Here is a 20,290-nt window from a genome sequence, read left to right as displayed (position 1 = left end):
CGACACCGGCTAAGCTGGGGTCGCAGCAATAGGAATGATTCATGTCGCTTCGGCTTGCCACCTTCAATATCGAAAATCTTCTCACCCGTTTCGATTTCACCGGCTTTCGCAACCAGACGCGGCGCGACAGGGCGATCCAGCTTTTTGATATCAGGGACGAGGCGACCTATCAGGCCCTTGAAAGTGCGCGGATGGTCTCATCCACCGACGATACGCGCCAGCTTTCGGCGCTCGCCATCGCCGACGCGGATGCCGATATTCTCTGCCTGCAGGAAGTCGACAACATGGCGGCCCTGCAGGCCTTCGAATATGGCTATCTCTATCGCATGGTCGGCAATGGCTATCTGCAGAAATATCTGGTCGAGGGCAATGACAGCCGCGGTATCGATGTCGCGGTCGTCATGCGCGAGGAGACGCGGGATGGCGAGAAGATCGAGGTGGTCGACATCAAGAGCCATGCGGCGCTGACCTATCGCAATCTCGATCTCTTCAATCCGGAACTCGCCGCGACCAACCAGATCGATGACAAGATATTCAAACGGGATTGCCTTGAAATCGATCTGAGGATCGGCGGCAAGCCGCTGACGCTTTACGTAACGCATTTCAAGTCCATGACCAATGCCCGTGAAGCATTGGACGCCCGGCTCGGCACCATGCCGATCCGCGAGGCGGAAGCCATGGCTGTGCGCCGCATCATCGAAAATCGCTGGGGTGCGGGCAATACGCGCAACAAGAATTTCGCGATCTGCGGCGACATGAACGACTATCAGGAACGCGTCGCGATTGCCGGTGACAGGCGCAATGGCTACAGCTTCACGCCCGTCGAAGAGGCAAGAAGTGCGCTCGATGTCTTCACTGCCGACGATTTCGTCATCAATCCGATGCTGCGTCGCGATGTCATGGACCGCTGGACGCTCTATCATTCGCGGGGCCCACAGGAGCAGCATTTGTGCCAGCTTGATTACATCTGGCTTTCTCCGCGCCTGGCCGAAAGCAACGCGACGCGGGTTCCCGAAATCGTCCGCGCCGGCCAGCCTTATCGCACCATCTTTCCGCCGGGGCAGGAGGTGGAGCGTTATCCGCGCACCGGCTGGGACCGCCCCAAGGCTTCCGATCATTGCCCTGTCGTGATGACGCTGGACCTGATCTGACGTCGCCGGCGGTCGGAAACCGGTGGCTTCTAACCGTTGGCGGCTTTCGGGAAATAGGTGGCCCAGACCCGGTTGCGACCTGCGCGCTTGGCTTCATAAAGCCGGTCATCGGCAATCGCGATCAACTCGTCCCAGCTGTTGACCGCCCGCGCTTCCTGCCAGACGACGCCAAAGCTCGCCGTCAGCGACAATCCACTTTGTTCATCCACGATCTGGGCTTCGATCAGGCGGCGGAGGCGGTCGGCCGTTGCCGTTGCCGTGGCATGGCTGACATCCTGCAGCACCACGACGAATTCTTCGCCGCCATAGCGGGCAAGAATGTCGTTCTTGCGCAATGCACCCCGCAACAAAGCCGCGGTCTTTTGAAGTGCAATGTCACCCATGGCATGGCCATAACGGTCATTGATCGATTTGAAGTGGTCGATGTCGACGATCATTACGCCGAGTGACTGACACTGGTCCTCGCCCGTCAACAGGGAACGAACGGCCTTTTCGAGCGCCCGTCGGTTGAAGACGCCCGTCAGCGCATCCGTCTCGGAAAGTGCGCGTAACTGTTCGGCCAGCGCGCGCTGCTGGTTCTCCATTTCGCCCTTCTGACGAAGCTGCTCCCGCAGGAAGTCGAGTTCCTGGAACATCTTCTTCACCTCCGGGGCGACCCTGTCCTCATGCTGCGCCTCTGAAAGATCGCCCGCGGCGATGGCCGCAATCTGTGCCTGAACGGATTGCATGGGCCGGAACAGCGCTGTTTTGTAGACGGATGTGAGCCGTAGCAGGACCAGAACCGCGATACCTGCGAGAAAAAGCGATGTGGCGCCGTAGATCAGCGCTTCCTGCTGCTTCTTTTCGAGTCGCGCGCGTGTCTCGGCCAGAATGAGATCGCGCAACGTATCGGATGAACGCATCCCCGAAATATAGTTCCTGGAAAATTCAAGCACGCTCGGCTGGGCGGACGGCATGGCGATCACGATCGTATTCTGCGCGTAACGCAGCGCCTGTCCGAAATAATAGGTTTCGAGATCGCGGAATGCCCTGTCCAGTCGCGGCGTGGAAAGATAGGCGGCGGTGTAGTTGGTCAACGATGCCTTCAGTGATAGCAGGCTCTGCATCTCCGCATCGAACTTGGCGCGATAACCCAGCTTTTCCTGTCTGTTTGCCCGCAGACCCATGATCACATAGGAGCCGAGGCGGCCGATCCTGTCCCGCATGACACCGGCGGTGCCCGTCATCGCGATGTCTATCGCCACATCGGGCGTCACCTTGATGATGGCACGCGCTGCCTTGCCACGCAGCAGATTGACACTGTCGGCGGCCTTGAACATCGATGATATGGCGCCCGACATGGCCGTGTGGCTGCGTGCCGACAACGGCAGGGCGGCTACCTGATCCACCGCGTTGCGGGACTGCGCGAGTTTCTCGCGGGTCTCGGCCAGCGATTTCGCCAGCTCCGGCTGGGTCCTGATGTCGTCGGCGAAGGAAGCTTCCAGTTCCGACAGCTTGTCGTCCGTTGCCTTGCGCGCGGCAGCGAGAGCTGCGACCAAATCCTGTTCAGCGGTGGATGCGCCCATCACATTGTTCGCGGGACCGCGCTCCGCCGAAACCAGCCATGCGGACTGGAGAGCGGTTTCGAAGCGGGTGAGCTGCGCCGCGTTGGTACGATAACGCAGATAGTTGGAAACGCTTGGCAGCGCGGCAAGTGTGGCCAGCAGGATGGAGCTCGCGGCGATGACGATCGTGCCCGTTAGCTGAATTTTCTGTATGCTTGCGCGCATTTGATGCGTTGTTCTCACTCAATCGGGTATAATTCATCACCATTTTAGCTGCGCCGCGTAAATACTTCGCTTATATTGCTGCGCTTTTGCCGTCTTGACGATCCTGCCGCCCGGCCTGCGGGCATGGTGTGGAAAAGCGCGCCGCCCGTGCTGCGTGATCAGTTTTCGCTTTACACCCGGTCAGAATCTGATAGTTGGCAAGGCACTGGATTGCCCTTGTAGCTCAGTTGGTAGAGCACCTGATTTGTAATCAGGGGGTCGCGGGTTCGAACCCTGCCGGGGGCACCAGTTTTTCGCTTTGAAATCAATTATTTACGCGAAATTTCAACGGCATCCGTTTTACAGCCTGCCACGCGTTTTACAATTTGTTGCTAACGCGTTCCCTTGCTGATGGCGTCAATGACCTCCTGTCCGGCAAGATAATGACGCCGAATAATTCCTTCAGCTTCCTCCCGAGAATGGCCCGAGATCTCCGCAATTAGCTGGACTTTGTCCTCATGCGAGCGGTTCAGGTGCGCGTATGCGTAGGTAATAGCCGTGCCTCGCAAGTCGTGGAACGTGACGCCCTTGATCTTCAATCGCGCCATCTCTTTGCGCCAGGATGATTTGAAACCACTGGCCGTCCAGTTCTGGCCGAAGGAGTTCACCAGCACGCGCTGGCGGCCGCTGTCTTTGGCGTCCTGCAATATCGGCAGGATTGCAGGGGCGGCTGTAATGCGCACGCGCGCGCCCGTCTTCCCCTGCTTGATCGATACGCGTTGTCCATCGAATGCGATCATGGGCATCGTAAGGATGTCAGCCTGCCTCTGCATCGTCCAAAGGGCAATGCACGCCACGTTTCTGATGTGTGGCGCTGCTTTGGTCAGCACCGTGTTGATTTGGTCCATGGTCCAGACACAGTCGCGCCTAGTGCCCTCGTGAAGATGCTCGACGCGCTCTAGAGGGTTGCGGAGGATGATTTCATTATCCTTTGCCCACGCGAATACGCGCGCCAGCAGCCCCAGATGCATGTCAGCAGAGCGAGGAGCGTCCTTCATGGTGTCACGCCACTCGATAAAGCGTTTCCGGCTTCCACGAGCCTCTACGGCCTCAAGCCGCAGATCCCGGAACTTGTTTTCGATCACGCCGAACATACGCTCGTAGTCTTTCCGGGTCGTGACCGCGAGCTTCTTGTATTTCGCAGTCGCACGGAAGTCGGCGATCAAAGATCCGACCGTTCCCTGATAGGTGAACTTTTCTCGGTCCTTCGTCAGCCGGATAAACTCGGCAGTGAAAGCTTTAGTGCCGGGCTTCGAAGTCATGCGCGGCGCCCCTTTACCGCGCCATGCATAGTAGTACGTGACCGTCGAGCCATCAGCGAGTTTGGCTTTAACCTCGTGCACGCCCACCAGCTTTCCTTCCATTTTCCCAGTCCCTCCAAGCCTTCTCACCGGCATCATCTTCACGATCGACAACAGCGAAACTCTTGGGGGCGAACTCAATCTCGCCTGACGGGTGCATGATGACCCGGACGTTGTGCGCTGCTGCAGCTGATGCAGCATCCGCAATTTCGGATTTTGTGTAAGTGCGGGCTCTACTCATGAAGTGTTGTCCACATTGTTTCCACAGGGTGCGATGATCCCGTTGACTTCAAGAAAGTACCCATCACGCGACGCCTTCAATCAACAGCGGGATCTGGATTGCGTCGAGGCGATCTCTGCCGGCCGGGTTAACCCAAAGAACCTCTGTGCGAGTGCGGGCGCCGTCCGCCAGCGCTGTACGTGTCACCCGCTTCCAGTCAGAAAGCGCGTCGTCATACAGCTCGGAAGCATAGCCGGAGAGAACCACCATGCCCTCAACTGCGCGCAGCTGCTCAAGGAGCCGAATGTGGTCATGATCAGTCATCTCAAATTCGTACGTGTGTCGCGGTAGCTTGCCGTTTCCGCCAAGATCACGACTGCTGTGGACATAGGGAGGGTCGACATAGAAAAGGGTCTCGGGACCGTCGAATTTTCCGATGACGTATTCTGCCGGCCTGCTCTCGATCACGACACCGCGCAGTCGCTCAATCAGTGCCGGCAGACAGTCCGGATAGTTCGCCCAGTCTTTCGCCAGCGGCCCGCCGCTACGGTTGCTATCGTTGCGAAAGCCCGTGGTCCTGTTTTTGACGGCATCACCACCGAAGCCAAGAAATGACCGCGTTACCAGACGCCGAGCCCGCTCTACCGGATCTCCGTGCTTTTCATATGCAAGCGCGAACTCCGTACGCGCGAAGGGCGTAAGGCGAAGCGCCTCAACGAGCTCTCCTGCGCGGTCGGACCGCATAACTCGAAAAAGGTTTACGGCCTCGTCGTCGAGGTCGTTGTATACCTCGGCATACGATTTGTGTTTTCGCAACAGCACTGATGCGGCGCCGCCAAAGGGCTCGACATATGTGCGGTGGTCAGGAAAGTGACTGATGATCCACGGTGCAAGCAGCCACTTGCCGCCGTGCCACCGCATTGCTGGTCGGGTCGGGCTCATGCACCCACCTCGCCGGTGCTGTCTGCCTCGAAAACTTCCTCGCACCGCATCCGTCGGGCCTGCTCACGGCGCATGGCGTTCTGTTTGCGCGTGACCATCTCCAGATGCTCAGGATCCGGATTGACGCACAGCCGGTTACGGCACTTGTGGTCCAGCTCCTTCTTGCCGGGTATGTATCCGTGCTCGTTGGTCCACATCGCGATGTGCACCGCGACGGTTTGGCCTCCAAGCGACATGCGAGGGTAGCCGTGGCCGCGCCCGCTGGTGCCGGACGTCGGGCCTGTCCAGAGCCAGCAGCCTGTGACAGGATCAACGCTTACACGGCTCATGATCTTTTCGCGGATAGACTGGCGGCGGCTCATTATGCTGCACCCACTTGCCGTTGCTGCCGCGACTTCCATTTCGCATATTCGATAAAGGACATGCTTCCGTCGTAGTCGAGCCAATCCCGGTATCGTTGCTGCCCGCGCGTGAGCTTTGGTGGCGTCGGGCTATGCTCGCGAACTGCGCGCTTCCCGGCTTCCGTGACCCAAAAAGCGTCATCGCCACCAGCAAGGGTATGGGGCTTGCGAACACCCATGTAGCCGGCCTCAACCAGCGCCAAGCAGTTGGCGTGATCTGCGCTGCCCTCACCGGTCACGAAGTGGTTGCGATAGAACGTACCTCGTCCGTATTCGTCGAGGCCAAGGGAATGCTGAAGAATGTGGAGTTGGTCAGCGTTCATCGCTGTGGCCCTCCTTTGCGGGAGGATGATTAGTTCCAAATTCATCGTCGTAGGACGCGCCCGCCTGGTGAACGGCGACCTTCGCGTCGGCTATGATCTTATCCAGCTCCTTCAGGCCGGCGTAACCGTTCCAGCAGTTGACGGGAAAATCCGTGTCCCATTTGATGAGACGTTGAGAGATGTCCAAAAGCTTGCTGCTGGCGCAGAGACGCCTGACCCCGGTTTCCGCCTCATCCAGTGCGCGCGTTTGGCTGTCAAGCTCGGCCTCAGCTGCCTCGGCACGAGCCCGCTGCGCAAAAATTTCTGCGTAAGGACCACCCTCCATCTTGTTGATGTCGCGTTTCGGCAGGATCGCGTCGAAGGACCAGCGATCCATGTGATCGAGCATGTCCCGCAGCCAGTCGCGATGGTTCGTGCTGCCGAGGTAAACGCGATCGCCCTCGTCATCGAGGTGATCGAAGATCTCTTGGATGCGATTGCGGGCAGCGTCGAGAAGGACAACAATCGCCTGGTATTTGCCTTTCAGGTTATTCCGTTCGGCCTCACCTTCGGCCAACCCTTCATCGTAACCTGTTTGGCGCGCAGCTCTCCGGCGATGCAAATGAGATTTCGTCATTCGCCCGCCCTCCGCAGTGCATAGTAAGTCTCAAGGAAGGCTTCGGCGGCGCCATGCGGATCCTGCCACGGGAAGATCTCCGGTTCGAACGGCTGGATTCCGCTTAGCATGCCCCACTTTTCGCCACGGGTTGGCATCAGGTCGCGCTGTTCTGTGGCCAGCATCCGCAGGTCAAGATGCTTGATGTAAGCCGGATCGCGAACGACAATACCGAAGCGCGAGAGGCCAGCGCTTTCGCACCGCTTCTCGATCCGCTTGTAATCGGGGCATTGCGATTTGAGCGGCGCATTCATATCGCCGCACGTCGCTTCACCGACCTCGTGCAGCAAGGCGGCAATCTTGTGACCTGGGTCGGCATGGCCAGCCATGATGACGCAATGCTGCGAGATCGGATAATAGACGCGCTTGCCAGTGCGACGGCTTACGCAATGACCGGTGAAGCGCGACTGGAAGGAGAGGCTGTAAGCCACATCCTCAATCGTCAGCTCTGCGGCTTCCGGATTGTCGAAGTCAAAATACGTGCCAGATCCGAGAAGGATGGTCGGACCGATGATGCGGTGGACAGGTGCTGCAAGCTCAGTCATCAGGAAACCCTCATAGGCATGACGATGTAATCTTCGTCGGCGTCGCCATCCGGCGTGAAATGTCCCGGCGCGGCGGGGTCCGTGCCGTGGAGACAAAAGGATGTGGTGGAAATGCTGGACAGGGTTTCGTTGACGAATGTCGGATTGAAACCTCGAAGATGGCTGTCGCCGTCGTACTCGATGTCGACCGGCTCTGACGCGTTCTGCCCATCACGCGCCACCAGCTCGATCTGCATGATGCCGTTCTGGATATCGAGGCGGACGGAAGACTTGCTGATATCGCCGGCAATGACACTCACGCGCGTGATTGCCTTGCTGACGGCAGCACGGTCAGCGCGCAGAAAGACGTCACTGCGCGCAGGAATGATGCGGCGATAATCCGGAAATTGGCCGTCGACCAGTTTTGAAACGAGAGTGATGTCCTCGCACTCGACGACAATCTTGCGGTCGTTGATGAAGAACGAGCAAGCGGCCTTGCTGTGGCCGAACAGCTTGCGGATTGCCTGAACCGTCTTGATCGGGATGATAGGCGGCTCAAAGGCGCTCAACTCGCTCGGCGAGATCCGCGACCTCGCCATCTTCAATCCATCCGTGGCGCAGATCGCAAGCTTGCCGCTTTCCAACCCCTCGACGAAGGTACCAGACAGATACGGCCTGTCCTTCATCGTCGTGTTCATTGCGTAAGCAACGCGACCGAACGCGTCCGTCAGAATGCTGGCCTGCACCGCAAATGCCAAAGGCGGCCGATCCGAGCCGATGGACGGAAAGTCGGAAGCGGGCAGGGTATGCATGTTGAAACGCGACCGGCCGCCGCTCACTGCGACTTGGCCGGGAAACTGCCCCGGCTTGACCGTGATCTCTGCCGACTCAGGCATGTTCTTCACGATCCGGTAAAATTCATCCGCTGCAATGGTGAGGCCTTCGCCGACAGACGCTTCCAGCAGCTCGCAACGCGTCTCGATTTCAAGATCAAGGTTTGTGCCGCGCAACAGGAGACGTTCGCCGTCGGGCTGTAGCAGCACGTTTTCAAGGATCGGAATGTTATCCTTAGCTGGAACGGCTTCGGTAACAGCTGACAAGGCCGCCAGAAGCTCGGACCGATGGGCGCGGAAATGGATAGGATCTTTACTCATGTCGCCCTCAGCTCCGCTTTCTGGTGAGGAGATCGGCAATCGCGCGCTCGTGGTGGGGGGGGGCTAGATCGAAATGGCGAGACAGGATCTCCATCGCCTCATCAACGTTGCCTTCGGCCATGCGGCGATAGGCCTGCCCGACGTGATACAAATCGCTGTTGTCGAGTTTGTTCAGCTTGTCGTAGGCGTCGACGATGTCGTCTTCGTCCAAGTCGTCGATATTGACCGGATGCAGGGGGCGGGTTGAAACTCTCGTCCTCAGATCATTTTTTTGACTTGTCTCGTTGAATTTTGCGATAACTGCTTTCTCAAGATCAAAACCAGCAGTGATAGCAACGAGAGTTGCGCAGTGGACCACGTCCGCCACCTCGGCTTTGAGGTCGTCAATTGTCGCACGTGAGCCGCGCCAACCATGCCGCTCGCGTTCAAGCTTCTTGATTACATTGCAAGCTTCACCAACTTCGCCAGCGAGCTCGTTACCACGGAACGACAGATCTGGCTGCTGATTTGGGCACCATTCGGCCTGACGCAATTCATGGACAGCTTGCAAATCTGACAGGTTGAGGCCTCGGCGTTCTATGGTCTTCATGTGCGGCTCTCCAGAACTTTTGCGTAGATGCTGGGGCAAGGCAGCGTGATGCTGCTGCCGAAGCGGCGGACGACGACTGTCTTGAAATCGAACCTGGCTTCATCCCAGGTCCTGCCGTAGAGCGGCGCTGTAATGCCAAGCTCCCGGCATCGCGTTGTGACGCGGCCAACGCTGGCGCCGTAATGGTCGGCAATCTGAGTGCGCCCCATGCCACGCTGGGCGCAACGCGCGAGCATAATTGGCGATGGCAACTTGCTGGGGCCGCGCTTGTCGGTGTGGCGCATGTCAAAAGCCTCCGATGACAAGGCCAATCACCATTGCGACGGTGAAGGCGAGACCGACAAGGGTCTGGAGGATGCGCGCTTCGCGCACGATCGCGGATTTAGTCATGGTCTGGGCTCCCGTTGACCTGGAGCCATTGGCGAATGGCGCGCGAGAGATCGCGATCGCGGTTGCTGGCTCCGGAAAGATTGAGAAGGGGAACGACGGCGCGCAGGACCGATTCCAGCGTGTCGCCAGTCATTGTTGCGTCATGCTCTGGCAGCGTTCTGCCGTTGGTCACGACCTTGAAGGCGTGCGCGATGTCGGACTGCGCGCCGATCAGGTGTGAGTTTGCCTCTGCCAGCTGGCGCTCGACGAACACGTCGCTTTCCGTCTTGCGCGTACCGCCGGCGGAAAAGACAAGGCGCACAGGCGGCTTTCGAACAGGCAGGGTGAAGATCTCGGCGCTCATTGCCAAACGCCCTCCTGTTTGCGCAGGTCGATCTGCGGCGCACGGAAAGCGCCAAGCGTGATGACGATCACATCGATCTTGCAAAGCTCGACCATGTCGGCGCGCTTGGCGTCGGCAGCTTCGTCCAGTCGGATCCTGAAAAGAACGAGGCGGATCATATGCGCGCCGCCTGTTCAAGCTGGCGCTCAACCTCGACGACCCTGACGCCGCAGAGAGACGCGGCCATGAGCAGCGCCAGAAAGGCGGCGCCTGTCATGCTCACGACAGTGATGCGGCCAAAGGGTGTTGGCTCGACCTTGTGAAAGGTGCCGAGGTTCTTGCAGGCTAAGGGGTATGCGGGGGATATTTGGGTCACGTTGGCCTCCATCCGTTCGGGAAGCCGCCTCGAACGAGGCGGAAACCGGAGCGGACGTGTCAGGCAGGCAATGGCGTCAGCCGCCTCCCATTGTGCAGATCCTTCCGCGCATGGAGGAGGGTGATGTAGGCAAGACGCAACGCATCGTTCGCTCTCATTCGACCGGCGACATAACCCTTCCGGATCTCCGAGGCCGCTCTCAGTCGACTGAAGGCGGAAATGATGTGGGGTGCGCCCGCCCTCCAGCCGTCATCGATATAAGATTGTCTGAATGCGGGTCCGCATGTTGCCTTTCGGCGCTGTGCTGGTGATGGCTTTGCCATGTCTGTCTCCATCCGTTCAGGAAACCGCCTCGCACGAGGCGGAAACCGGAGCGGATGTGTCAGGCGGCTTCAAGAAGCGCGTCGTCGTTCGCCTTCATGCGCGCCTGTTCGTGCAGGCGGTCGATATCGGCGTTCGGGAAATAGAGGTTCAGCTGCTCGCGGGTGCAGCCTTCACCAAAGCGGCGCATTGCGGCGGCCATCGCTTCGATCTTTTCATTGTCATTCATCGCACTGACGTTCATGTCGGTCTCCATCCGTTGAGGGGAGACCGGACGGCATCGAGGCGAGGGGGGTAGGGGTGCCGTCCGGTCTTTGTCCGGGCCATGTGGTTTGCTCGGATGGACGGATGTTAAGCATGGCTTTAAAGCAAATGCAAGCGATACTTTAAATCGCCCACGTGCCAAAAATGATTCGACAAGCGAATTAAAAGAATCAAATATAAGAACGTAAGAAGAACAAACAGGAGAAAGCAGGGATGAGTGGGGTGGCCGAGCCGACGTTGATGCAAGTGGTTTCGCTGTCGATTGAGTGCGCCGATTGCGGCCGCTTGCGCTGGCGAAAGCCCGAAGAATTGTACCGCTTTCGTGGTGTAAACGCTTCGACGCCGCTCTCCAAAATCGGAGAGAGGCTGTCTTGCTCAAGTTGCGTTGATGCTGGAGCTCAGGGCAAAAACATCGTTGTGCAGGCGGCGTTCTCCTTTGAGCTAGATCGTGAGAGGGCTGCTGCTTGGAGGCTTAGAAGCCAAGAAGTTCGCGCAGCGGGATGATTCGCCACATGTTTTTGATCGCGTAACGATCAAATTCGAGGTCTTTGGGAGGGTTGTATTGCTCACAAACGATAGTGCTTTTCGTCCGGGTCTTTAGTTTTTTAACGTACGCTTTTCCAGCTGGTTCGCCATCTGTGGGGAACAACTCAATCACTACATGATCGCCCGGTACTGCATCTCGCCCGCCGCAATATATGAGTTCTCCCGGATCATATCGAGGCACCATGCTGTCGCTAAGGATGTGTAGCGCAAATACTTTGCGTAAATTTGCGATACCAGGCGGGCGCCTGACATACCCCGCCACCTCGCCATTAAGTGTGAAATCGCCATCATCGCCACCGACGGCTACGCCAAGGACCTCAACGTCCATTGGCCCCTGGGGAGCCGGGCCGGCGTCACTGACAATTTCAGCGTCGCCCAGATCATCTTCGCTGTCGAGATATCGCAGTTCTCCGCGCGATAGCGCGAGCGGATCAATTTTCAGATACTCGGCAATGGCCTGAAGGTTTTCCATCGAGAGCACGTTTGCGCCGCGCTCCCAGTTCCCAACCGCACCGGTTGAGACTTTCGCTGCTGCGGCGAGTTGGCGCATTACAAGACCTCGCCGCTTACGCGCAGTTTGTATGGCTCGGCCAATTTTTTTGGGAAGTGCATCTTGTTCCATGTCTCGGATGAAAGGCAAACTTTCATCCGGCGTCCATTTAAGTATCGCTTGCATAGAATTTAAAGCTGTGCTTTTAATCTCGTTCATGGAACAGAACCCTAACTCACTCGGATTGGAAGCCGTTAAGCAGCACGCTGGTGGCGCTAGCGCGGTGTCCCGGATTGTAGGTGTGACACCTCAGGCCGTGGCGCAATGGAAGGCGATTCCACCCGAATACGTGCTCCGACTTGAGAAGGCGTTCGGGGTTTCCAGACATATCCAGAGGCCGGATGTGTTCGGGCCTGCCGATGTGGAGGCCGCAGAATGACGGTGCTCCTGCTTTTCCGCTGCGTAGGTAAGTGTTTATCCCTCGCGGCTCAGAATTACGGTGTCGCAGGTTCGAATCCTGACGCCGCAACCAATCCCGGCGCTTTCCTGGCAGAGCGCGCACGGGATACCGGACGGAAGAGGCTTTGCACGCCTGCGGACCCTTCCGTCCGGATCGCCTTTCCTGTTGCGCGAGAGTTCTTCCTTTCTTCTCCGCGCACCCGCCGTGACGCTTTTCCTCCGAGCTCCGGCGGCCCTTTTCTTTCGTTGTCATCATTGTTGTCACTCCAGCTTGCGTCGCCGCTGATGTGGCGCGGCTGTGGTTGATCTGATGAGCAACGAATAGGCCGCGCCCGCGCGGGCTTCACCGAATCCTTTTCCGATTTTCTTTCCTTGACGCGTTTTCAGGGGTGTTTTCGTGCGCACTATTTCCGAAGAAGAAATCCGCAGCCTGAAGGGCGCAACCGAGGCCAGCTACAAGCTGGGCGGCGGTGTGACCGATTTCCCGTTGTTGACCCGCGTGAATGTCTCGACGCTGTCGAAGTATGCGAGCTTCAACGAGGAAAACAGCGAAGCCCTGATCCCGATCGATGTTGCCGTCGAGGCGGACCGCCGCGCGAAAAGCCCTGTCATCGTCGGCGCCATGGCGCGCAAGCTTGGTTTCAAGCTTGTCGTCGATGACGAACTGCAGCCGGAGGCGCGGCCCATCAACGATACCGACATGATGGACCTGATGTCGGAGTTCGCTGACGTCATCAAGGTTGTTCAGGAGGCCAAGCAGAGCGGGACGCTCGGCACTGCCGCCGTAACCAAGCGTATCACCAAGGAAGTTCACGAGCTTATCCGCGAACTGAAGGACCTGATGGTGAATGCACCGCAGAGGCCGGACCGATGACTCTCTGCATGGCCGAAACAAGCCGTTCGAAGCTCATCAAGGAGGCCCGCGCCGCGCGGGTTTTGGAGTTTTGGCGCGCCGGCCGATCCACCCACGAAATCGCAACGGAACTGGAACTCGACGAGATCGAGGTCTGCCGTATTGTCGAGGAGGCAGGACATTGAAAACCAGTGAAAGCGCACTGACCCTGAAGCCGATATCTGACGCCGCGCGCGCGATGCTGCGCGACGTTCGCGCGGCTGGAAACAAGTACACCATTCGCGCCTCGTTTCAGGCTCGCGCTCTGGCGGCTGAACTCAAGAAGGCTGGATACGTCCAGATCGACCAGAGCGGCCATGATCTTCGGCTGACCGGAATGGGGCAAGCGTACCTTGATCGACTGATGAGGGCGCACTGATGGAGCTGTTCGACGCGCTTCCGCCCCAGATCCGCACCGCAATCAATGATGCCGGTTTCGAGTTCGCGCCACGTTTCGCCGTTCGCCTGCTTGGACGGGGCGTCTCGGTTGAGCGCGCCGCCGAAATTATCCGCGAGACCGACGTGCGCCTGATGCGCAAAGGCGGTGCGGCATGAATGCGCAGCGTCTCCAGATGCCGGGTGATGTTGGCCTCAACATCGTATCAGTTGCATTGCGCAACGGCGAGTTTCGGTGCCAGACGACGCAGGAAGTGCGCGCGGCATGTGCAGCGATGGCCCACCGCTATCTGACGCGCGATCCCAAAGACGGCAATCTCTTTCGCCCTGGTGATCGCGCCGCCGCTGTCATCGAGCGGGCGAGGACAGAGGGCAGGCTGCCGGAAAAAAACCTAAGCCGCGTTGTCGTGACGGGGCCATACCAGCTCCTGCCGCCGCTCTCGGATGACGATTTCAAGGCGCTCTATGACGATATCGCAGCGCACGGCGTCAAGGTGCCGGTCGAGTATGACGAGGCTGGCGAAATCCTCGACGGTCACCACCGCGTTGCCATCTGCAAAATGCTCGGAATTACCGACTGGCCACGGTTCGTGCGCAAGCAGCTGTCGGAAGAAGGCAAGCGTTCGTTCGCACGGTCCCTTAATTTCGCGCGGCGCCATCTCTCGGGCGCGCAACGGCAGGCGATCATTCAGGAGCATTTGAAGGACGCGCCGACCGCGTCAAACCGCGCCATCGCCGCACAGCTTGGCGTCGATCACAAAACGGTATCGGCTGCGCGTCGCCGCTTGGTTGATGGTGGGGAAATTCCCCACCAGACAACAATTGTCGGTCGCGATGGCGTTGCTCAGCCAGCGGTAAAACCGATCCGCACGATGTTCCTGCCGGAGCCATCGAATTTCCCGGAGCTAAAGAAGGTCGCTAAAGCCAAGCGTGCCGAGGATCAGAAGATCCGGCACGCCGTTCGCACCGATCTCGCCGTCCAGATCGCAGCGCGTCAGAACGTTGCGCCGTGGTGGCAGGGCGTTGGGCAGGACGAGGGCAGGGCGTTTCCGATCATCTATGCGGATCCGCCGTGGCGTTTTAAAACCTATTCCGAGGTTACCGGCGGCGAGAAGAGCGCCGAAAACCATTACCCCACAATGTCGCTCGACGACATCCTGTCTCTGGGTTGCCCCGGCGCCCATTGCTCGGCGCTGTTCATGTGGGTGACGGATCTCGCCAACGGCGTGGAAGCGCTGAAGCGCTGGGGTTACTCCTACAAGAGCTTCTGGGGCTGGAGGAAGGTCTATCCCGGAGAACAGACCGGAACCGGCTATTGGAGCTTCGACAACCTCGAACTTCTTCTGATCGGCACGCGCGGCGACTTCCCTGCGCCAATTCCCGGCACGCAGCCAATCAAGTGCACCGACCATCCTGTCGGCCGACACAGCGAAAAGCCGGTCTGGTTCGCCGAACAGATCGACCGGCTTTACCCGACCATGCCCAAACTCGAAATGTTCCAGCGCCGCGAAAGTCTCGCGGATGGCGACGTGCGCCTGAACGGAAAGTGGGAGTTTTGGGGAAATCAGGCAGGCACCCAAGAAGGGGACACCGATGTACGCTGAAACGCTCCTCAACCACCTCGCGCCTCCGCCGCAGTTCTCCAGCAAGAACCGCTGGAACCACGGTCTGCCGCTCATCGTCGACAGTTTTGCGGGCGGCGGCGGAGCCTCCACCGGAATTGAGATGGCGCTGGGTCGCTCTCCTGACCTTGCGATCAACCACAATCCGCAGGCCCTTGCCCTGCATGCCGCCAATCACCCTGATACGCTGCACATCTCGGAAAATATCTACAAGGTCGATCCGCTTGATTACGTGGCAGGACAGCACATCGGCCTCGCCTGGTTCTCGCCCGATTGCAAGCATTTCAGCAAAGCCAAGGGCGGCAAACCGGTAGAGCGCAATATCCGCGATCTCGCGCATGTCATTCCGTTCTGGGTTGAACGTGTCCAGAAAAGCGGCGGCAAGATCGACGTCATCATCATGGAGAACGTCGAGGAATTTGCGACGTGGGGACCACTTGTCCAGACCGACCGGGGATTGATGCCGGATCCGGATCGGAAGGGCGAAACTTTCCAGCAATGGTGCAAGAAACTTCGCCGCCTCGGCGGCAAGCTGGAGAAGCGGGAATTGCGCGCCTGCGATTATGGCGCACCGACGATCCGCAAGCGCCTCTTTGTGACCATCCGTTTCGACGGCCAAAAGATCGTCTGGCCGGAACCGACGCACGGTGCGCCCGATGATCCGGATGTCATTGCCGGTCGTAAACTGCCATGGCGCACTGCGGCGGAATGCATTGACTGGTCGATACCGTGCCCGTCGATCTTCGATAGCTCGGACGATATCGCGGCGAAACACGGTCTGAAGGCGATCAGGCCTCTGGCCGACAATACCATGGCCCGTGTCGCGCGCGGCATGAAACGTTATGTTCTCGATTCCGACAGGCCTTTCATCGTCAACCTGACGCATGGTGCGCGCTGCGAGGATATTGATGAACCTGTCAAGACGGTGACTGGGGCGAACCGTGGTGAGAAAGCTGTCGTTCTCCCGCACGTGGTCAGCTATTACGGCCATGGCGACCTGAGGGCTGAACGGACGCGGGATCTGTCTGAGCCGATATCGACGATCCCTTGCGAAAACCGGCATGCCGTGGTTGCGCCTTCGGTAATCCGGTTCAATACCGGTGCGACAGGCAGTGACATGCGCGAGCCCGCGCCGACCGTTACGGCGAACAGCTATATCAAGAAGCCAGGTGGCGCAGCACCGATCGGCATGATCTCGCCGCACCTGATGACGATGCGCAATGCTGGCAAGCCGTTTAACGGCGCTGATGAGCCGACGCACACTATCACCGCCGGCGGCGCTGGCCTGTCGTTGGTCGCGCCGGTTCTCACTGCCGCGCAACACGGCGGGTCCAATCGATCCGTCGAGGATCCTCATCACACAATCACGGCCAGCAAGAAGGATCAAAACAGCATCATCGTGCCGACGCTCGTTGGCTGTGGCGGACGGGCTGGGCAGAGCCGCCCGCGCGCTGGTGACGAACCGATGGCGACAGTGACTGCCAAGGCTGATGTCTGCGTTGCTTCCGTTTTCATCGCGCAGCATAATAATGACAGCCGCCGAGAAGGTGGCGTCAATCCGGGCAGGCCTGCTGATGCGCCGATGTCCACCGCCACGCAGAGCGGGTCACAGCAAGGTGTCGTATCCGCTTTCGTAGCGCGCCAGTTCGGCACCTCAACCGGCCACGAGGTTGACCGTCCGTCTGCGACGGTGATGGCTGATGGTGCTGGTAAGTCGCAGTTGGTGACACCATTCCTTCAGGCTTATTACGGCACGGGTGATGGCGGCGAAGAAAATCAGCCCGCGCGTACCATCACTACGAAAGACCGGCACGGCCATGTCGAGGCAGCGCTTGAAGTGCCGCCATTCACGGAAGCGCAGGCCGCCCGCGCCCGCGAGGTCGCGGCTTTCATGCGAGCGCACGGGTTTTGGGACGAGCGCGAGTTCGTAACCCTCGAGATCGGCGGGCACACCTTCGTCATCGTCGATATCGGCATGCGGATGCTTACGCCTCGTGAGCTGTTCAATGCGCAGGGTTTCCCCGGCGGCTATCAGATCGACGGGGTGAGGGTGTCTGAGAACGGCAAGGAGACTTGGATTGCATTTCCGAAGTCCGTTCAGGTGTCCTGCGTTGGAAACAGCGTAAGTCCACCTGTCGCGGAAGCTCTTGTCGGCGCTAATTGCAGTCATCTCATCGCCGCCCAGGTGGCCGCATGACGATGCGCGAGCAGGAAATACGCGACCGCGAAAAAGCCCGTGTGACGCGGCTGGAGGATATCGTCGGACGCTGCAATGGCGACAAGTGGCGTTTCGATACGGATGGCGACCAGACGCATATCATTGCGCGGCGGTCGACGGGCGAGAGTGTCATTCTCGGCACGCTGTATGCGGATGCCTTGCCGGATGAGGTCGAGCTTCTAACCGGCGCATTGGAGAACACTGTCCTTTTCCTCAGACTGCGGCAGCGCGCCATCGTTGCCTTCAGGAGCGGCCAAAGCGCGCCGCCGGATCAGCAGCCGGCAACGCGCCTGCGCGATGGCGATTTCGCTGCGAACGCCGCCATCCTCTGCGCGGATCCGCTATTTCATCGCTTTCTTGAGCGGCGACAGCACCCCGCAGAGGCGCGGGCCGTCCACAACAAGGAGCATGCCGACACGGTGCTGAAAAGCCTGATCGGCATCACCAGCAAGACGCAACTCAATCGTGAGGAACGGGCGCAGGCGGCGTTTATCGACCTGCGCACGGACTTCGAACTATGGAAAGGGGGCCGGTCATGACGGGGATGTCGCCGGTTATCGAACAGCTACAGGATTGCAGAACGGATGCGGAGCGGGCGCGGTGGCTGCTCAACATCCCGACATTCATCTTCTATCGCGAGCAGACAGCCATTTATCGCGTTCTGCGGCAGGTCGGGTTTGTTCGCGGCACGCAGCTCGTCGATCTTGAGATTTCGGCGCTAGTAACGGTGCGGGACCGCTTCGGGCGACTGCCGACCGACGTTCAGGACATGCTGAACGGCGCCAGGACGTTCATGGAGACGCTGGCGCGGAAAGGCGGTGTGAAATGAGCAACGCACGGTTCTCAATCATACCCGCATGGATCGTCACGGACCCTCGCCTTAAGGGCATTGACCTGAAGGTGCTGTGCCTCTTGGGGAGCTTCACCAATGCAGAAGGCTGGTGCCGTCGCAGTCAGGTGAAGATGGCAGATGAGCTCAACTGTGGCCGTTCCACGGTGCAGGGCTCGCTCAATCGGCTTTATGAAATCGGCGTGGTGGAAAAACGGATCGTTGAAAGCCGCGATGGTCGCGACTCCGCACACTACTATCGAGTCATCCATGACAGGGACGTTTCGAGCGATGCGATTGCTGCATGGCAAGCCGCTGCGATCGAGGAAAATGATCCTAACTCAGACGCCAATGCAGACGCACCCCCTGCCACTATATCGGCAGGGGGTGCCGCCTCTGGGATGGCACCCCCTGCCATCTCTGGACCGGCACCTATTAACGATACATCTCTAACGAACAATCTTAACGATCGAGAGAGAGCGCCTGCGCGCGGCAGTATAGGGGATGAGGAAGAAAATCCGAAAGCCGTGGAAGCTGCGTTCAAGCGGTTCTTCATCGGTTGGAAAACGGCGATCAGCGACAGCGAGCCGGAAGCTCGGAAGGAATGGCTGTCGCTTTCGCCTGATGAGCGTGGGTTGGCGCTGGAGCATTCGGAGGCGTATCAGGCTGCAGCGCTGTCGATCGGCCGGAAACACCTTTGCTCGGCAGCAAAGTACCTGAAGGAACAACGCTGGACGAAGCTCTCCCAGCCTAAGCCGGTATCGCCTCAGGCCGAAAGCTCGGAAACCTTCACCGTGTTCTCGCGAGCTGGGCGCGCCATGCTGATGTCAAAGCTGCTCCAGCCTATTCGCGCTTTGTCGCTCACTCCGCTTGAACAGAATATCGTCGATCAGAAGCCCGAAAAAAGCGACCTAATCTGGCGTGACAAGAAGGAAAAGCAGGGCTGGCCGGAAGCCGTGCAGCTCATAGAGCGCAGGCGCTTCACGGTGATGAACAGGATCATCGAGATCAGCAAGGATTTCGAGAAGGTCGCTGTTGGCGGTGAGGTTTGGGAAGCATGGAAACGCGCTTATGCGGAGCGCTGCTGGCCATGGCCTGTTGCCCCTGAGGTGTTGGAGTTTGCCCAGTTCCCACCACTGCCCGCCGATGTTGCCGACCTCGACGAGGCCGTGTTCGTCGCAATCGAAAACTTCAAATTCAGACTAACCGAGGGACGGAACGATGATGCAGCATAAGTTTGAAGGCATTTCCGGCGTGTCCCTCAAAGGGCTTATGAAGCTGGACAAGATCGCTCAGGAGGCCGCAAGGGTCGCTCATGAGCGCGAATCAGCATCAAAACAGAGGGCGCTAACCGTGTCTGATTCTGCTTGGGTGATAGCGCGCGTCGAGTATGGGCGGGAAAAGGCTGTTGAAAATGCCATGATCGAGGCCGGTATTGAAGCTTGCGTGATCATGCGCATGGGGCCGGAAAGGAAGCGCCACGGAAGGCGACTGCCGCCGTCACGCCTGCCAGTGTTCAACGGGATACTGTTCGTCTTTTGTGTTCCCGACAACCATGCCCTGCGCGGCATTCTCTCATTCGATGGTGTGAAAAACATCGTCATGGGTGGCGAAAGGCCGGTCAAGGTGAGCGTCGAAACGATCAATGAGTTCAAGGAATTGGCCGCAGATGGTGTATATGACTATGCGCGCCGATCAGATGCGATCAAGAAGGGCGACAAGGTCAGGATCATCAGTGGCCCATTCACTGGTTTTGAAGTATCGGTCGATGCTTTCGGGGAGGGCGGGCACGGCGACGCTGTCGTCACTATCGTCATCTTCGGAAAGCCGACCGTGTTCAACATGCCGCTTGCAATGCTTGAGAAAGTGTGAGTACAAATCTCCCCACGGTCGATGCGGTTCTTAGTGGCGATTACGTTTCACGCCCGCACCCAGTCCTGACAGTCTCCAAACCGAGACACCGACTCAGGGCCAGTGCTACAGCTATGCGACGATGAATGACAGGGCGGCCAGACGGTCGCCTTTTTGCATTGTGGGTATGGGCAGACTTACCACTCTCAAATCACGGATCGGCAATCTGCCACCTCGTCTGGGGCC

27 protein-coding genes and 1 tRNA gene are annotated in these 20,290 nt (G+C 58.8%); 13 read left to right on the top strand and 15 right to left on the bottom strand.

Annotated elements, in window-relative coordinates; genetic code table 11:
- Positions 1-41: 41 nt before the first annotated feature.
- Entirely contained in the window at positions 42-1,151 is a 1,110-nt protein-coding gene (locus BTN45_RS08880; RefSeq protein WP_072494609.1) for an endonuclease/exonuclease/phosphatase family protein, read from the top strand.
- A gap of 29 nt (positions 1,152-1,180) precedes the next feature.
- Here the strand turns inward: BTN45_RS08880 and BTN45_RS08875 are convergent, their stop codons facing one another.
- The gene (locus BTN45_RS08875; protein WP_004442688.1) at positions 1,181-2,920 is read right to left on the bottom strand and encodes a GGDEF domain-containing protein; all 1,740 of its coding nucleotides are present in this window, start codon (positions 2,918-2,920) and stop codon (positions 1,181-1,183) included.
- 212 nt (positions 2,921-3,132) lie between these two features.
- On the opposite strand from BTN45_RS08875, the gene BTN45_RS08870 reads away from it, so the two are divergent.
- Positions 3,133-3,208 (top strand) — tRNA-Thr (locus BTN45_RS08870).
- 83 nt (positions 3,209-3,291) lie between these two features.
- On the opposite strand, the gene BTN45_RS08865 is transcribed toward BTN45_RS08870, so the two are convergent.
- The 14 genes from BTN45_RS08865 to BTN45_RS08800 form a co-directional block, all read right to left on the bottom strand.
- Positions 3,292-4,365, bottom strand: a complete 1,074-nt coding sequence (locus BTN45_RS08865) for an integrase (RefSeq protein ID WP_246751687.1) — start codon at positions 4,363-4,365, stop codon at positions 3,292-3,294.
- Positions 4,366-4,564: 199 nt separating this feature from the next.
- Positions 4,565-5,422: a DNA adenine methylase gene (locus tag BTN45_RS08860; protein ID WP_246751638.1), complete on the bottom strand. Its 858-nt coding sequence runs from the start codon at positions 5,420-5,422 to the stop codon at positions 4,565-4,567.
- Positions 5,419-5,787, bottom strand: coding sequence for an HNH endonuclease signature motif containing protein (locus BTN45_RS08855; RefSeq protein ID WP_207589710.1), 369 nt, complete (start codon positions 5,785-5,787; stop codon positions 5,419-5,421). Before BTN45_RS08855 ends, BTN45_RS08860 begins: the two co-directional genes overlap by 4 nt.
- A complete protein-coding gene (locus tag BTN45_RS08850; RefSeq protein ID WP_207587304.1) occupies positions 5,784-6,146 on the bottom strand; it encodes a hypothetical protein in 363 nt (120 codons plus the stop codon). Before BTN45_RS08850 ends, BTN45_RS08855 begins: the two co-directional genes overlap by 4 nt.
- Positions 6,136-6,762 carry a hypothetical protein gene (locus BTN45_RS08845; protein ID WP_207587302.1) on the bottom strand — a complete coding sequence of 209 codons (627 nt, stop codon included), beginning with the start codon at positions 6,760-6,762 and terminating at the stop codon, positions 6,136-6,138. The genes BTN45_RS08850 and BTN45_RS08845 overlap by 11 nt, the downstream gene beginning before the upstream one ends.
- Positions 6,759-7,346, bottom strand: coding sequence for a hypothetical protein (locus BTN45_RS08840; RefSeq protein ID WP_207587300.1), 588 nt, complete (start codon positions 7,344-7,346; stop codon positions 6,759-6,761). Before BTN45_RS08840 ends, BTN45_RS08845 begins: the two co-directional genes overlap by 4 nt.
- Complete coding sequence (dnaN, locus tag BTN45_RS08835; protein WP_207587297.1) at positions 7,346-8,479, bottom strand: DNA polymerase III subunit beta; 1,134 nt, start codon at positions 8,477-8,479, stop codon at positions 7,346-7,348. Before dnaN ends, BTN45_RS08840 begins: the two co-directional genes overlap by 1 nt.
- A gap of 7 nt (positions 8,480-8,486) precedes the next feature.
- Positions 8,487-9,068: a MazG-like family protein gene (locus BTN45_RS08830; RefSeq protein ID WP_207587295.1), complete on the bottom strand. Its 582-nt coding sequence runs from the start codon at positions 9,066-9,068 to the stop codon at positions 8,487-8,489.
- Positions 9,065-9,352, bottom strand: coding sequence for a hypothetical protein (locus BTN45_RS08825; protein ID WP_207587292.1), 288 nt, complete (start codon positions 9,350-9,352; stop codon positions 9,065-9,067). Before BTN45_RS08825 ends, BTN45_RS08830 begins: the two co-directional genes overlap by 4 nt.
- Positions 9,353-9,450: 98 nt before the next feature.
- Complete coding sequence (locus BTN45_RS08820) at positions 9,451-9,801, bottom strand: hypothetical protein (protein WP_207587290.1); 351 nt, start codon at positions 9,799-9,801, stop codon at positions 9,451-9,453.
- The gene (locus BTN45_RS08815; RefSeq protein WP_207587288.1) at positions 9,798-9,959 is read right to left on the bottom strand and encodes a hypothetical protein; all 162 of its coding nucleotides are present in this window, start codon (positions 9,957-9,959) and stop codon (positions 9,798-9,800) included. Before BTN45_RS08815 ends, BTN45_RS08820 begins: the two co-directional genes overlap by 4 nt.
- Entirely contained in the window at positions 9,956-10,156 is a 201-nt protein-coding gene (locus BTN45_RS08810; protein ID WP_207587286.1) for a hypothetical protein, read from the bottom strand. Before BTN45_RS08810 ends, BTN45_RS08815 begins: the two co-directional genes overlap by 4 nt.
- A 382-nt stretch (positions 10,157-10,538) precedes the next feature.
- The gene (locus BTN45_RS08805; RefSeq protein ID WP_112554025.1) at positions 10,539-10,721 is read right to left on the bottom strand and encodes a hypothetical protein; all 183 of its coding nucleotides are present in this window, start codon (positions 10,719-10,721) and stop codon (positions 10,539-10,541) included.
- Between the two features lie 492 nt (positions 10,722-11,213).
- Positions 11,214-11,909 (bottom strand): helix-turn-helix transcriptional regulator, encoded by a 696-nt coding sequence (locus BTN45_RS08800; RefSeq protein ID WP_207587284.1) that lies wholly within the window; start codon positions 11,907-11,909, stop codon positions 11,214-11,216.
- On the opposite strand from BTN45_RS08800, the gene BTN45_RS26695 reads away from it, so the two are divergent.
- The 11 genes from BTN45_RS26695 to BTN45_RS08745 all read left to right on the top strand — a co-directional run bounded on the left by BTN45_RS26695 (position 11,869) and on the right by BTN45_RS08745 (position 20,065).
- Positions 11,869-12,216, top strand: a complete 348-nt coding sequence (locus BTN45_RS26695; protein WP_348649824.1) for a YdaS family helix-turn-helix protein — start codon at positions 11,869-11,871, stop codon at positions 12,214-12,216. The two genes, BTN45_RS08800 and BTN45_RS26695, sit on opposite strands and share 41 nt — an antisense overlap.
- Positions 12,217-12,633: 417 nt before the next feature.
- Positions 12,634-13,110 carry a phage regulatory CII family protein gene (locus tag BTN45_RS08790; protein WP_207587276.1) on the top strand — a complete coding sequence of 159 codons (477 nt, stop codon included), beginning with the start codon at positions 12,634-12,636 and terminating at the stop codon, positions 13,108-13,110.
- A gap of 8 nt (positions 13,111-13,118) precedes the next feature.
- On the top strand, positions 13,119-13,274 hold the full coding sequence (locus BTN45_RS08785; RefSeq protein WP_207587274.1) for a hypothetical protein: 156 nt from the start codon (positions 13,119-13,121) through the stop codon (positions 13,272-13,274).
- On the top strand, positions 13,271-13,507 hold the full coding sequence (locus BTN45_RS08780; RefSeq protein ID WP_207587273.1) for a hypothetical protein: 237 nt from the start codon (positions 13,271-13,273) through the stop codon (positions 13,505-13,507). The genes BTN45_RS08785 and BTN45_RS08780 overlap by 4 nt, the downstream gene beginning before the upstream one ends.
- Complete coding sequence (locus BTN45_RS08775; RefSeq protein WP_162711623.1) at positions 13,507-13,683, top strand: hypothetical protein; 177 nt, start codon at positions 13,507-13,509, stop codon at positions 13,681-13,683. Before BTN45_RS08780 ends, BTN45_RS08775 begins: the two co-directional genes overlap by 1 nt.
- Complete coding sequence (locus BTN45_RS08770) at positions 13,680-15,128, top strand: MT-A70 family methyltransferase (RefSeq protein ID WP_246751637.1); 1,449 nt, start codon at positions 13,680-13,682, stop codon at positions 15,126-15,128. The genes BTN45_RS08775 and BTN45_RS08770 overlap by 4 nt, the downstream gene beginning before the upstream one ends.
- On the top strand, positions 15,118-17,343 hold the full coding sequence (locus BTN45_RS08765) for a DNA cytosine methyltransferase (RefSeq protein WP_207587270.1): 2,226 nt from the start codon (positions 15,118-15,120) through the stop codon (positions 17,341-17,343). The genes BTN45_RS08770 and BTN45_RS08765 overlap by 11 nt, the downstream gene beginning before the upstream one ends.
- On the top strand, positions 17,340-17,903 hold the full coding sequence (locus BTN45_RS08760; protein WP_207587268.1) for a hypothetical protein: 564 nt from the start codon (positions 17,340-17,342) through the stop codon (positions 17,901-17,903). The genes BTN45_RS08765 and BTN45_RS08760 overlap by 4 nt, the downstream gene beginning before the upstream one ends.
- Positions 17,900-18,193, top strand: a complete 294-nt coding sequence (locus tag BTN45_RS08755) for a hypothetical protein (RefSeq protein WP_207587266.1) — start codon at positions 17,900-17,902, stop codon at positions 18,191-18,193. Before BTN45_RS08760 ends, BTN45_RS08755 begins: the two co-directional genes overlap by 4 nt.
- Entirely contained in the window at positions 18,190-19,428 is a 1,239-nt protein-coding gene (locus BTN45_RS08750; protein WP_207587264.1) for a helix-turn-helix domain-containing protein, read from the top strand. The genes BTN45_RS08755 and BTN45_RS08750 overlap by 4 nt, the downstream gene beginning before the upstream one ends.
- Positions 19,415-20,065, top strand: coding sequence for a transcription termination/antitermination NusG family protein (locus BTN45_RS08745; RefSeq protein ID WP_207587261.1), 651 nt, complete (start codon positions 19,415-19,417; stop codon positions 20,063-20,065). Before BTN45_RS08750 ends, BTN45_RS08745 begins: the two co-directional genes overlap by 14 nt.
- Positions 20,066-20,290: the final 225 nt, after the last annotated feature.

The sequence above is a fragment of the Rhizobium sp. ZX09 genome, assembly GCF_017357485.1.
Classification (GTDB): Bacteria; Pseudomonadota; Alphaproteobacteria; order Rhizobiales; family Rhizobiaceae; genus Agrobacterium; species Agrobacterium pusense.
Note: the sequence above shows the minus strand (reverse complement) of the source record. Positions and strands in the feature narration are given on the sequence as shown.